The sequence below is a fragment of the Streptomyces sp. NPDC000594 genome, from assembly GCF_040299965.1.
Classification (GTDB): domain Bacteria; phylum Actinomycetota; class Actinomycetes; order Streptomycetales; family Streptomycetaceae; genus Streptomyces.
Genome location: NZ_JBEPCY010000064.1, coordinates 1 through 12,175, shown reverse-complemented (window position 1 = coordinate 12,175; position 12,175 = coordinate 1). Strand labels below are relative to the sequence as shown.

Annotated in this window: 11 protein-coding genes and 1 pseudogene; 9 read left to right on the top strand and 3 right to left on the bottom strand. The window is 74.9% G+C overall.

Going from position 1 to position 12,175, the window contains the following annotated elements; translation table 11 throughout:
- From ABT354_RS37605 to ABT354_RS37590, 4 genes are all read left to right on the top strand, one after another.
- A partial coding sequence (locus tag ABT354_RS37605; protein WP_502983578.1) for an SCO6045 C-terminal-like domain-containing protein occupies positions 1–593 on the top strand: 593 nt, incomplete at its 5' end.
- Positions 594–595: 2 nt separating this feature from the next.
- Positions 596–1,555 carry a TIGR04222 domain-containing membrane protein gene (locus ABT354_RS37600; RefSeq protein ID WP_351502492.1) on the top strand — a complete coding sequence of 320 codons (960 nt, stop codon included), beginning with the start codon at positions 596–598 and terminating at the stop codon, positions 1,553–1,555.
- Between the two features lie 172 nt (positions 1,556–1,727).
- Positions 1,728–2,486: a TIGR04222 domain-containing membrane protein gene (locus ABT354_RS37595; protein ID WP_351502490.1), complete on the top strand. Its 759-nt coding sequence runs from the start codon at positions 1,728–1,730 to the stop codon at positions 2,484–2,486.
- Positions 2,487–2,609: 123 nt separating this feature from the next.
- Positions 2,610–4,235 carry an alpha/beta hydrolase gene (locus ABT354_RS37590; protein ID WP_351502488.1) on the top strand — a complete coding sequence of 542 codons (1,626 nt, stop codon included), beginning with the start codon at positions 2,610–2,612 and terminating at the stop codon, positions 4,233–4,235.
- A gap of 193 nt (positions 4,236–4,428) precedes the next feature.
- Here ABT354_RS37590 and hemQ read toward each other — a convergent pair whose 3' ends face one another.
- Together hemQ and hemG are read right to left on the bottom strand one after the other, a co-directional pair.
- On the bottom strand, positions 4,429–5,142 hold the full coding sequence (gene hemQ / locus ABT354_RS37585) for a hydrogen peroxide-dependent heme synthase (RefSeq protein ID WP_351502486.1): 714 nt from the start codon (positions 5,140–5,142) through the stop codon (positions 4,429–4,431).
- A 4-nt stretch (positions 5,143–5,146) separates the two neighbouring features.
- Positions 5,147–6,607, bottom strand: coding sequence for a protoporphyrinogen oxidase (gene hemG, locus ABT354_RS37580; protein ID WP_351502484.1), 1,461 nt, complete (start codon positions 6,605–6,607; stop codon positions 5,147–5,149).
- Between the two features lie 37 nt (positions 6,608–6,644).
- On the opposite strand from hemG, the gene ABT354_RS37575 reads away from it, so the two are divergent.
- Together ABT354_RS37575 and ABT354_RS37570 are read left to right on the top strand one after the other, a co-directional pair.
- Complete coding sequence (locus ABT354_RS37575) at positions 6,645–7,772, top strand: DUF4349 domain-containing protein (protein WP_351502482.1); 1,128 nt, start codon at positions 6,645–6,647, stop codon at positions 7,770–7,772.
- A 51-nt stretch (positions 7,773–7,823) separates the two neighbouring features.
- Positions 7,824–9,200 (top strand): FAD-dependent oxidoreductase, encoded by a 1,377-nt coding sequence (locus ABT354_RS37570; RefSeq protein WP_351502480.1) that lies wholly within the window; start codon positions 7,824–7,826, stop codon positions 9,198–9,200.
- A gap of 67 nt (positions 9,201–9,267) precedes the next feature.
- Here the strand turns inward: ABT354_RS37570 and hemE are convergent, their stop codons facing one another.
- On the bottom strand, positions 9,268–10,347 hold the full coding sequence (gene hemE / locus ABT354_RS37565; RefSeq protein ID WP_351502478.1) for a uroporphyrinogen decarboxylase: 1,080 nt from the start codon (positions 10,345–10,347) through the stop codon (positions 9,268–9,270).
- A gap of 92 nt (positions 10,348–10,439) precedes the next feature.
- Here hemE and ABT354_RS37560 point away from each other — a divergent pair, with 92 nt between their 5' ends.
- From ABT354_RS37560 to ABT354_RS37550, 3 genes and pseudogenes are all read left to right on the top strand, one after another.
- On the top strand, positions 10,440–11,120 hold the full coding sequence (locus tag ABT354_RS37560; RefSeq protein WP_351502476.1) for a DUF3000 domain-containing protein: 681 nt from the start codon (positions 10,440–10,442) through the stop codon (positions 11,118–11,120).
- 251 nt (positions 11,121–11,371) lie between these two features.
- Positions 11,372–12,034, top strand: coding sequence for a helix-turn-helix transcriptional regulator (locus ABT354_RS37555; protein ID WP_351502474.1), 663 nt, complete (start codon positions 11,372–11,374; stop codon positions 12,032–12,034).
- Positions 12,024–12,175 (top strand): annotated as a pseudogene (locus ABT354_RS37550) (UPF0182 family protein); the annotation flags it as partial. The gene ABT354_RS37555 and the pseudogene ABT354_RS37550, both read left to right, overlap by 11 nt.

Sequence of the window (12,175 nt, the reverse complement as noted above, 5' to 3'; positions counted from 1 at the left end):
GGTCCGGGACCCTCCCTCGCCGGTACTTCTCGTCAACAGTCGCCCATTCGCTCGCCCTTGGCCGATCCGGCGGTACGGACTCCGGGGCTACGGGATCCGGGTCCGGCGGTACGGGATCGGGATCCGGCGGTACGGGATCGAGGCCCGGGGCTACGGGATCCGGGGACGCGGACGGCGACGGGGACCGGGCCCGGGAACGGCTGGCCCTCGCCCAGACCGCCCTTGTCTCCGCCCTGGTCGCGGGGACCCCGGCGCCCGAGGGGTTCGACCCCCGCCGACTCCGTGAGCAGCGCCGGGCGCTCCTCGCCAAGCGGGCCTCCGTGGTCGCCCGGATCGCGCCCGAGCTGCCCGAGATCCTGGGCGACGGCTTCCGCCCCGCGTTCCTCGCGTACGCCCGGGAGCGCCCGATGCGGAACGGCTACCGCAAGGACGCCCTGAGCTTCGCCGAGCACCTGCTCATCGCGGGCGGCCCGGCCGACGAGCGGGCCCGGCGCCGGCTCGCCCAGTGGTGGGAGTCCCGGGTCGCCCCCCGGGACCCCCGCCGCGCGCGCCGGATCGTCCGGGCCGCGCGCGCCCTTCTCGTACGGAGGTAGCCATGCTCATCGCCGCCGCGGTCTTCCTGCTCGTCTTCGGACTGCCCTGCCTCGCGCTGATCACCAGCCAGTACCGGACCCATACCCGGAAGGTCCGTGCCAGGCTCCCCGTCCTGCACGATGTCCATGAGGCGGCCTTTCTGACCGGGGGTCCGGCCAGGGTCGTGGACACCGCGCTCGCGGCGCTGGAGGCGGACGGGCGGATCCGGGTCGCCGACCCGGGGGTCGTCGCCACCGGGGAGGGGACCGCCGCCCCGGGCACCACCGACCATCCGGTGCACCGGGCGGTGCTCACGGCGATCGAGCGCGCGCCGAACGGGTCGCTGGCCCAGCTGCGGGGCGCGGTGATGCGCGACCGCGCGGTCCAGGCGATCGGGGACCGGCTGGCCTCCCGGGGGCTGCTCCAGCGGCCGTCGCGGGGCCGGGAGACCCTACGGATCTGGGGCGGCGTCCTGGCCGTCGTCTCGATCGTGGCGACGGTCGTCGCGGGTGTGCTCACCGGGATGAGTCATGAAGTGGACTGGGCGCGGACCGAGGTGCCCCTGATCCTGCTGGCGCTGCCGGTGACCTTGACGGGGCTGGTGGGCGGGATCACCCTCGCGATCCGCTGCGGCCGGCTGGTCACCCGGGACGGGCGGCTGGCGCTGGACACCGCCCGTACCCGGCACGGCACCACCGAGGACCCGGCGACCCTGCTCGCCCTGCGGGGCGCCCGCGCCCTGCCGGACACCCCCGCCCGCACCGTCCTCGTCGCCGCGGCCGCCGCCCCGGTCCTCCTCCTCGCCGCCCCCGCCGCCGCCGGGGCCGCCCCCGTCGCCGCCCAGTGGTGCGGCGCCACCACCGGATACGCGGGCTCCGACGGGGGCTCCGCCGGCACGGACGGTGGCGGTGGCGGAGACGGAGACGGAGGAGGAGGCGACGGCGGTGGTTGCGGCGGCTGCGGCGGCTGCGGCTGCGGCTGACGGGCCCCGAGGACCGGGTGACCCCGCCCGCCGCGGACCGGCGGAGTCACCCGGGGCGGCGGCCGGGGCGCGGGCCGGACCCGGTGCGGTGCGGGCCCCCGTACCCGCAAACCGCTCTCAGCAGGTGAAATTCGGTGGCGGGCGGCGGGCCGGGCGCGTAGAAGTCGGGCTCATGCTCTGGTTTCCTCTTCTGCTGGTGGCATGGATCGCCACCGCCATCGGATGTGTGCGGCTCTGTGCCGCGGCTGTGGTCGCCGCCGGGCCCGGGGGCGGGGGGCGGGCCGTGACGGGGCGGCGGCTCGCTCCGGAGGAGGCCGCGTTCCTGGTGGGCGGGCCGTACCGGGTGCTCGATGTGACGCTCTTCGGGATGCATCTGCGCCACCGGCTGCTGCTCGCCCACACCGGGTGGGCCACCGTCGTCGAGCCGGAGCCCGCCGGGGAGCTGGAGCGGGCGGTGGTGAGCGCGGCCGGGCCCGGCGGGCAGGAGCGGACCGCGCGGATACGGGAGCGCGCGGCCGGCTCCGCGCCGGTGCGGGCCCTCGGGGAGCGGCTGAGCGGCGACGGGCTCGCCGTGCCCCCCGCCGCCCGTGCGCTGATGGTCTCCGCGCTGCGCGGGGTGCGGACCGCCGCCGCGCTCACCGTGGGCTGCGCCCTCGCCGCGCTGGTCCTCCCGGCGGGCGGCCCCGGCCCGCTGCTGACCCTGCTCTGGTTCGCGCTCCCGCTCGTCGCCTCGCTCAGCTGTCTGGCCATCGCCCGCGTCGAGGTCCGCCCGTACACCCGCTGGGCCTCCCCCGCCGGGCGGTGGCTGCTCACCCGGACCGGGACGGACCCCGGCGGCGACGAGCGCGCCGCCCTGACCGCCGTCGCCCTGCGCGGCCCCGACGCCGTCACCGACCCCCTCCTGCGCCGCGCCCTCGGCCACCCGCGCTGAGGCGCACGCCGGGGGCGTGTCGGAGCCCGCCGACGCGACACCGCGCGGCGGTGCTTTACTCCCGGCACCGCCCGGCGAAGGATTCCCCGAATGCCCCGTACACACCGGCACGAAGGGACCTCGATGAGAGCAGCGGCGAAGGCCGGACTCCTGGCGGGCCTGGGCGCCCTGGTCGCCCTCACCGCCGCCGCCCCGGGGACCGGCGCCGCGCTCGCGGCGCCGGCCGAGGATCTCACCGTCGCCGCCGCCGAGGCGCGCGGCACCGAGCGGGCCGCCCGGCGCGCGGCGGCCGAGGGGGTCGACTTCGGCTCCTGCCCCGCCGCCGAGGCGCTGCCGGAGACGGTCCGCTGCGGCACCGTCGAGGTCCCCCTCGACTACGCCGAACCCGACGGCCGCCGCATCGCGCTGACCGTGAGCCGGGGCCGGGCGACCGGGCCGCGCGACGCGTACCAGGGCTCCCTGGTCTTCAACCCGGGCGGCCCCGGCGCCTCCGGTATGTGGTTCCCGCTGCTCGCGGAGGTCCCCGAGTGGGAGACGATCGCCCGCGCCTACGACTTCGTGGGGTACGCCCCGCGCGGTGTCGACCGCTCGGCGCCGCTCTCCTGCCAAGAGCCCGCGGAGTTCCTCCGTTTCCCCACCGCCTCCCCCACCCACCCCTCGCCCGCGTTCAAGCGGGAGCGGATCGCCGAGGCCCGCGCCTATGCCCGGGGCTGTGCCGAGCGGACCGGCGACGCGCTGCGCCACTACACCTCGCTCAACAACGCCCGCGATCTCGACCTGGTGCGCGCGGCCCTCGGCGAGGAGCGGCTGACCTTCGTCGGGGCCTCGTACGGGACCTACTTCGGCGCCCTGTACGCGACGCTCTTCCCGTCCCATGTGCGGCGGATGGTCCTCGACTCCCCGGTGAACCCGGCCCGGGAGAAAATCTGGTACCGGAGCAATCTCGATCAGTCCCTGGCGTTCGAGGGCCGCTGGGCCGACTTCCGCGCCTGGGTCGCCCTGCACGACGAGGTCTTCGGCCTGGGGACGACCCCCGAGGCGGTGGGCCGCGCCTATGACGAGGTACGGGCCCGGCTGGCGGTGCGGCCCGCGGGCGGCACGGTGGGCCAGGGCCAGCTCCAGGCGGCGATGCTGGCGGCGGCGTACAGCGACGACTTCTGGGAGCCGAGGGCACGGGCGCTCGGGGAGTTCCTGCGCGGGCGGGAGGAGGAGCTGGTCCGCCAGGCGACGCCCCGGAAGAGCGCCGCGCGGGCGGTGGAGAACGGCACCGCGGTCTATACGGCCATCGAGTGCAATGACGCGCCCTGGCCGGAGGAGTTCGCCGTCTGGGACCGGGACAACACCGCGCTGGCCCGCCGGGCGCCCTTCGAGACCTGGGACAACGCCTGGATGAATCTGCCGTGCGCCTACTGGGGCGCGCCCCGGCGCCAGCCGCTGGAGGTGCGGACCGCCACCGGTGAGCTGCCGCCGGTGCTGATCCTGGCGGCCGAGCGGGACGCGGCGACCCCGTACGAGGGGGCGAAGGAGCTGTCCCGGCGGCTGCGGGGCTCGGTGCTGATCACGGAGGAGGACGCCGGGACCCATGGGATCTCCGGAGGGTCCAACGACTGCGTGAACGCGCATCTGGAGGAGTATCTGCTGCGGGGGGTGACGCCGGTGCGGCGCGCGTCATGCGCGCCGCACCCGGAGCCGGACCCGGTGTCGCTGGAGCGGCGGGCGATGGGGCCGGTGCCCCGGCCCGCCGTCTGATCTTCCGGGTCGAGAGGCCAGGGGCCGCCGGAGTGCGGCCCTGGCCTTCGCTTCCGCGCCGTCCAGACCCTGGCTGGGCTCCGGTACGGGCGTCGCTCGGACCCGAAGGGCCCGGCGAAGGGATGTTACGCGAGGTCGGTCCCCGGGTGGGAAACCGCCTTCGGATCCGCGCCCGGCCGGCGCGGTCCCGGGCTTACGCGAGCCCGGCCACCAGCTCGGCCACGGACCTGCGCCGACCGGTGTAGAACGGCACCTCCTCGCGGACGTGCAGCCGCGCCTCGGAGGCCCGCAGATGGCGCATCAGGTCCACGATGCGGTGGAGTTCGTCGGCCTCGAAGGCGAGGATCCACTCGTAGTCGCCGAGGGAGAACGAGGCGACGGTGTTGGCGCGCACATCGGGGTAGCCGCGGGCCATCTTCCCGTGGTCGGCGAGCATCCGGCGGCGGTCCTCGTCGGGCAGCAGGTACCAGTCGTACGAGCGGACGAACGGGTAGACGCTGACATAGTCGCGCGGGTTCTCGTCGGCGAGGAACGCCGGGATGTGCGACTTGTTGAACTCGGCGGGGCGGTGCAGCGCCATGTTCGACCAGACCGGCTCCAGGGCGCGGCCGAAACGGGTGCGGCGGAAGAGGTTGTACGCCGCCTGGAGCTCGTCCGCGGTCTCCGCGTGCCACCAGATCATCAGATCGGCGTCGGCGCGCAGTCCGGAGAGGTCGTAGGTGCCGCGGATCCGCACATCCTCGGCGGCGAGCCGGTCGAACAGTTCCTGGACCTCGTCCGCCCAGCCGGAGCGGTCCTCGGGCAGTACATCGCGCAGCTTGAAGACGGACCACAGCGTGTACCGGATGACCTCGTTGAGGTCCTTGGCCTTCTTGCCTGCGTTCGGGATCTTTTCGGGCGCACTCATGTGCCTATTGTCCCGTGCCGTGATCCATGCCCCGCGCCAGGGTCGGCGTGGCGAGGATCTCGTCCGCCGCGCGGGTGCCGTCGGCGATGCAGGCGGGGATGCCGACCCCGTCGTAGGCGGCTCCGCAGACGGTCAGTCCGGGAAGTTTGGCGACCTCGGTACGGATGCGGGCGACCCGCTCCGGATGGCCCACGGGGTACTGGGGCAGCCCGCCGATCCAGCGGGTGACGACCGTGTCGACGGGGTGGGCGGTGAGCCCGGTGGCGGCGCGGAGGTCGGCGAGGGCGACCCGGACGAGGTCGGCGTCGTCCCACTCCAGATGCTGTTCCTCGCCGTAGCGGCCGATGGAGGCGCGCAGCACGGTGAGGTCGGGCGCGGCGTCGGCCACCCAGGACCACTTGCGGCTGGAGAAGGTGGCGGCCTTGATGGTGCGGCCGTCGACGGGGGGGACGAGGAAGCCGCTGCCGGCGGGGAGGCCGGTGGTGTCGGCGCGCCGGAAGGCGAGGGTGACCAGGACCATGGAGGCGTACTCGATGCGGCCGATCTCCGCCGCGGCGGCGGGTGACTCGGCGGCGAGGAGTTCGGCGGCGGTCCAGGCGGGGGCGGCGAGGACGACGGCGTCGGCGCCGAGGGTGCCGCACTCGGTCGCCACCCGCCAGCCGCCCTCGGGGGCGCGGGCGAGGCCCAGGGCGCGGGTGCGGGTCAGCAGGGTGCCGCCCCCGGCGCGGACGGCGGCGGCGACGGCCTCGGGCAGGGTGCCCATGCCGCCGTCGAGGCCGGTGAAGACGGGTCCGGTGGCGCCGCGCGCGGCGGCCTCGCGCTGGACCTCGGCGACGGCGTCGAGGAGATGGCCGTGGCGGCGGGCGGCGGCGTACAGCGCGGGGACGGCGGCCCGCAGGGAGATCCGGTAGGCGTCCCCGGCGTAGACCCCGCCGAGGAGGGGTTCCACCAGCCGGTCGACGACCTCGCGGCCGAGGCGTTCGGCGACATGGGTGCCGACGGCGGTGTCGTCGTCGAGGACGGCGGGGGGCAGTTCGCGTTCGCGGGCGACCCGGGCGACGCCCTCGGGGGTGAGGAGTCCTTCGAGGGCGTCGGCGGTGGCGGGGACGCCCATCACATGCCCCTGGGGCATGGGCCGCAGGGCGTCCCGGGTCCAGATCGAGGCGGTGGCGGTGGCGGGGGGCTGGAGCCGGTCGCCGAGTCCGGCGGCGCGGGCCAGCGCGATGCCCTCGGGGCGGCGGGCGAGCATGGACTCGGCGCCCAGGTCGACGGGGGCCGAGGCGATCTCACCGGCGTGCAGCTTGCCGCCGGGGCGCCCGGAGGCTTCGAGGACGGTGACCCGTGCGCCGCCGGTCACCAGCCGGTGGGCGGCGGCGAGTCCGGAGATCCCGCCGCCGATGACGACGACATGGCCGGGTGCGGTCCCGGGCGCGGTGGTGCTGTCCGCATGCGGGGAAGGCTGCATGGCCCCACTCTCTCAGACGCCGTTCCGTGTCCCGACCGTGACCTCTTCGCAGCGGGCGGGGGCGAACGCGGGGGCGGCGGGCTCCGTCGAAGGAGCGGTGGGTGTCGCCCACCGGGAGAGCACGGACGGCACGACGGTGGCCCGCTTCCCGGAACAGGGGCGGCGCCGTGGATCACAGGGGGTCGGTATGCGGATACGGTACGGGGTCACCGCGCTGGTGCTGATCGGCGCGCTGGGGGTGGCCGGGTGCTCCGGGGAGTCCTCGAAGGACGCGTCGTCCTCGGCGGCCCAGGCGCGGGACGAGGCCGGGTCGGGCGGTGCGGCGGCCCGGAAGAAGGTCGACGGGGTACGGTCCGGGGGCTCCGCGGCGGTGGAGCCCGCGCCGGGCGGGCGGGCGTCGGGTGCGCACATCGTGCGGACCGCCTCGCTGGAGGTGCGGGTCAGGAGCGTGCCCCGCACGGTGGCCGAGACACGGAGTCTGGTGACGGCGGTGGAGGGCCATGTCGCCGATGAGTCGACCCGGCTGGTCGGCGGGGGGCGGATGGAGTCGATCATGGAGCTGCGGGTGCCGCAGCGGCGCTATGACACCACCCTGACGGCGCTGGCACGGAGCGGCAAGCTGCTGAACCGTTCCTCCACCGCCGAGGACGTCACGGAGCGGGTGGTGGATGTCCGCAGCCGGATCTCCAGCCAGCGGGCGAGTGTGGCCCGGGTGCGGGAGCTGATGGACCGGGCCGGGAAGCTGAGCGATGTGGTGACCCTGGAGGGAGAGCTGAGCAGGCGTCAGGCGGAGCTGGAGGCGCTGCTGGCGAAGCGGGAGTCGCTGGAGGGCCGGGCGGAGCTGGCGACGATCACGCTCTCGCTCACCGAGCAGAAGCGGCGCGACGACAGCGGGAAGCGGGGCGGGGACGAGGACGGGCCGGGCTTTGTCTCCGCGTTCGGCGGCGGGGTGGGCGCCCTGGTGGCCACCGTGCGCTGGGCGGGGGTGGTGATCGGGGCGGTGCTGCCGTTCGCGGTGGTGCTGGGGGCCGGGTTCGCGGTGTGGCGGTGGTCGGTGCGGGCCCGGTCGGCACGGTCGGCCGGCCGTACGGGGAACTCCGACCGTACGGGGGACTCCGGCGGCACCCAGGGCTCCGGCGGTACGGGGGACTCCGGCGGGCGGTGATCCCGTACCCCGTACCGGGACCGGGGACGATCCGCCCGTACCGTGATCCCCATGACAGCGGAGCGACTGGTGGTCATCGGGGGCGACGCGGCGGGCATGTCCGCCGCCTCGCAGGCGCGCAGGCTCAAGGGCCCGGACGAGCTGGAGATCGTCGCGTTCGAACGCGGCCACTTCAGCTCGTACTCGGCCTGCGGGATCCCGTACTGGGTGGGCGGACAGGTCTCCACCCGGGACGAGCTGATCGCGCGGAGCCCCGCCGAGCACCGGGAACGGGCGATCGATCTGCGGATGCGGACCGAGGTGACGGAGATCGACACGGCGGGCGGCCGGGTCCGCTCCCGGGATCTGGAGAGCGGGCGGGAGGAGTGGACGGGGTACGACCGGCTGGTGATCGCGACGGGCGCGCGGCCGGTGCGCCCCCCGCTGCCGGGCATCGACGCGCCGGGGGTGCACGGGGTGCAGACCCTGGACGACGGCCAGGCGCTCCTGGACGACCTCGGCTCGGTCCCCGGGCGGCGGGCGGTGGTGGTCGGCGCCGGGTACATCGGGGTTGAGATGGCGGAGGCGCTGCTGAACCGCGGCTTCGAGGTCACCGTCGTCAACCGGTCCGCCCAGCCCATGGCCACCCTCGACCCGGACATGGGGGAGTTGGTCGGCCGGGCGATGGACTGGCTGGGCATCACCACGGTGAACGGGGTCGCGGTCACCGCCGTACTGACCGGGCCGGACGGGCGGGTGCGCGCGGTGGCCGCCGGGGACCGGGAGTTCCCGGCGGATGTGGTGGTGCTGGGCCTCGGGGTGGAGCCGGAGACGGAGCTGGCACGGGCCGCGGGGCTGCCGCTGGGCGCGTACGGCGGGCTGCTCACCGATCTGTCGATGCGGGTACGGGGCGAGGACGCCGTCTGGGCGGGCGGTGACTGTGTGGAGGTGCTGGACCTGGTCTCGGGCCGGGAGCGCCATGTGCCGCTGGGCACCCACGCCAATAAGCACGGCCAGGTCATCGGCGCCAATGTCGGGGGCGGTTACGGCACCTTCCCCGGGGTGGTGGGCACCGCGGTGAGCAAGGTCTGCGACCGGGAGATCGCCCGGACCGGGCTGCGCGAGAAGGACGCGGCGGCGGTGGGGCTCCAGTATGTGACCGCGACCGTCGAGTCGACCAGCCGGGCGGGCTACTACCCGGGGGCGGCGGGGATGACGGTGAAGATGCTGGCGGAGCGGCGCTCGGGGCGGCTGCTCGGGGTGCAGATCGTGGGCCGGGAGGGCGCGGCGAAGCGGGTGGACATCGCGGCCGTGGCGCTGACGGCGGGGATGACGGTGGAGGCGATGACCGCACTGGATCTGGGGTACGCGCCGCCGTTCTCCCCGGTGTGGGACCCCGTGCTGGTGGCGGCGCGCAAGGCGGTGACGGCGGTCCGGGCGGCGGGCTGAGCCACGCCCTGCGGGACGGGGCGGCGGGGCGGGTCTTCCCGGCCGCCGCCCCCGTCCCGTACCGGGTTCAGCGGGCGGTGCGCTCGTGGACGTGGGCGACCAGCCGGGTCAGCGCGTCCGGGTCGGTGGTGGGCAGCACCCCGTGGCCGAGGTTGAAGACATGGCCCTCCAGGCCGGCGGCGGCGCGCAGCACCTCGTCGGCGGCGGATGCCACGGCCCGCTCGCCCGCGAAGAGCACGGCGGGGTCGAGGTTGCCCTGGAGCGCCTTGCCGGGGCCGACCCGGCGGGCCGCCTCGTCCAGCGGGACCCGCCAGTCGACGCCGACGACATCGGCGCCCGCCTCGCCCATCGCGCCGAGCAGCTCACCGGTGCCGACACCGAAGTGGATCCGGGGGACCCCGTACCCGGCGACCGTGTCGAAGACCTTGGCCGACGCGGGCATGACCGAGGCCCGGTAGTCGGCGGGGGCGAGCGCCCCGGCCCAGGAGTCGAAGAGCTGGACGGCCGAGGCCCCGGCCTCGATCTGGACCTTGAGGAAGACGGAGGTGATCTCCGCAAGGCGGTCCAGCAGATCGGCCCAGAGCTCGGGGTCGCTGTGCATCAGCGCCTTGGTGTGCTCGTGGTTGCGGGAGGGACCGCCCTCCACGAGATAGCTCGCGAGGGTGAAGGGCGCTCCGGCGAAGCCGATCAGCGGGGTGGTGCCCAGCTCCTCGGTGAGCAGCCCGATGGCCTCGGTGACGTACCAGATGTCCTCGGGGGTGAGGTCCCGCAGCCGGGCGAGGTCGGCGCGGCTGCGGATCGGCTCCGCCACGACGGGACCGACGCCGGGCTTGATGTCGAGGTCGAGCCCGATGGCCTTGAGCGGGACCACGATGTCGCTGAAGTAGATGGCGGCGTCGACCTTGTGGCGCCGGACCGGCTGGAGGGTGATCTCCTTGACCAGCTCCGGGCGCATGCAGGAGTCGAGCATGCCGATGCCCTCGCGCACCTTGAGGTACTCGGGGAGCGAGCGCCCCGCCTGCCGCATGAACCAGACCGGAGTGTGCGGCACGGGCTCCCGCCTGCACGCCTTGAGGAAGGCGGAGTCGTACGGCTTCGGCTGCTGCTGGCCCGCGGGGCTGCCCTGGAGGCGGTCGTCGGTCGTCACGCCCCAAATCTTCGCACGGCCCGGAGAAGTGGCGGCCCCGGCCCGGGTGTCTTGGCGAGCGCCCGGGACCCGTACCGCCTAGTCTTCCCCGCATGGCTGCGGCGCAGGGACATTTTTCCGATCATCCTGATCATTCGAACGGCACCGGGGACCCCGACGGTTCCGGAGGCGATACGGTCCCGCACGCGTTCCGGCGGGCGGTGGAGGCGCTGCGGGCGGCGGCGCCCCGCCCGGAGATCACGCTGGAGCCGGCCCGTCCGCCGCAGCGGCTGGCTCCGTACGCGTATGCCCTGGAGGCGACGGTCTCCGAGGGGGAGGACGCGCTGGCCGACGGCCGGCTGGTACTGCTGCACGCCCCGGACGGGCACGAGGGGTGGGCGGGGACCTTCCGGCTGGTGACGCTGGTACGGGCGGAGCTGGAGCCGGAGATGGCGGCCGATCCGCTGCTGCCGGAGGTGTCCTGGTCCTGGCTGACGGGGGCGCTGGAGGCGCGCTGCCCGGGGTACGGGGAGCCGAGCGGGACCGTCACCCGTGCGGGATCTCACTATTTCGGTGGACTGGCCGACCGGCGGCCCGCGACCCAGATCGAGATCCGGGCCTCCTGGACGCCGGCGACCGGCCGGGACGGGGTGCCGGACACCGGTGCGCATCTGGTGGCCTGGTGCGATCTGCTGGCGCAGATCGCGGGTCTTGAGCCGTCCCCGGTGGCCGGTACGGAGGCGGGGGCGGGTGTGGTGACCCTGCCGCAGCGCCGGGGGCCGCAGCAGCGGTGAGTACGGGCGGGCGCGTTCGCGTGGGCGCGCCCGGGGCCGGCGGGGCGGCGGGGGCGGTAACGCTCCGTCAGCTCGTTCGTAGGATGATCGATCATCCGTCCGAATTGCACCATTTATCACTCACTAAATCGTGATCTTTCCCTAAAGGCGATCACGTTTGGTGCCGAAGAGGTCAGTGACCCGAACCGATCGGTTCGCCCCGGCTTCATCCCCGAGCCGGCCCGTCCCGAACCCTTCCCCCAGGAGGCCTGGTGTCCGTTCTACTTGAGCAGCCCGCAAGCCTGGTCGCCTACCGCCCGAACAAGCCGACGGCCATGGTCGTCGTGGCCGACCCGCGCGTCCGCTCCACCGTCACCCGCCATCTGTGGGCCCTCGGAGTGCGTGATGTGATCGAGGCGTCGTCCATCGCGGAGGCCCGTCCCCGCGTCGGCAACCCCCGCGACATCTGCGTTGCCGACGTCCATCTGCCCGACGGCTCCGGGCTGACCCTGTTGTCGGAGACCCGCGCGGCGGGGTGGCCCAACGGCCTCGCCCTCTCCGCCGCCGATGACATCGGCGCCGTGCGCAACGCGCTCGCCGGCGGCGTCAAGGGCTATGTCGTCACCGGTACCCGGACCAATATCGGCCATCCGACCCGGCCGGGTGCCGCCCCCATCGGCGCCGGCACCCGCCTCGGTCACCGCCGCCCCCCGGGTGCCCCGAGCCACCCGGGCGGCTACCGGGAGCTGTCCGGACGGGAGGTCGAGGTGTTGCGGCTGGTCGCGGAGGGCCAGTCGAACAAGGCCATCGGCGTCTCGATGGGGCTCTCGGCGCTCACCGTGAAGAGCCATCTCGCCCGGATCGCCCGCAAGCTCGGCACCGGCGACCGCGCCGGGATGGTGGCGGTGGCACTGCGTACCGGCATCATCCACTGAGCGTCCCCGGACGGAGTGCGCCTGTCGACGGAACGTTCCGTCGACATACATCCGCAACTCGGTGAAGGCCACCGTCGACGCCTACGACGGCACGGTGAACCTCTACCAGTGGGACACCGAGGACCCGGTCCTGAAGACCTG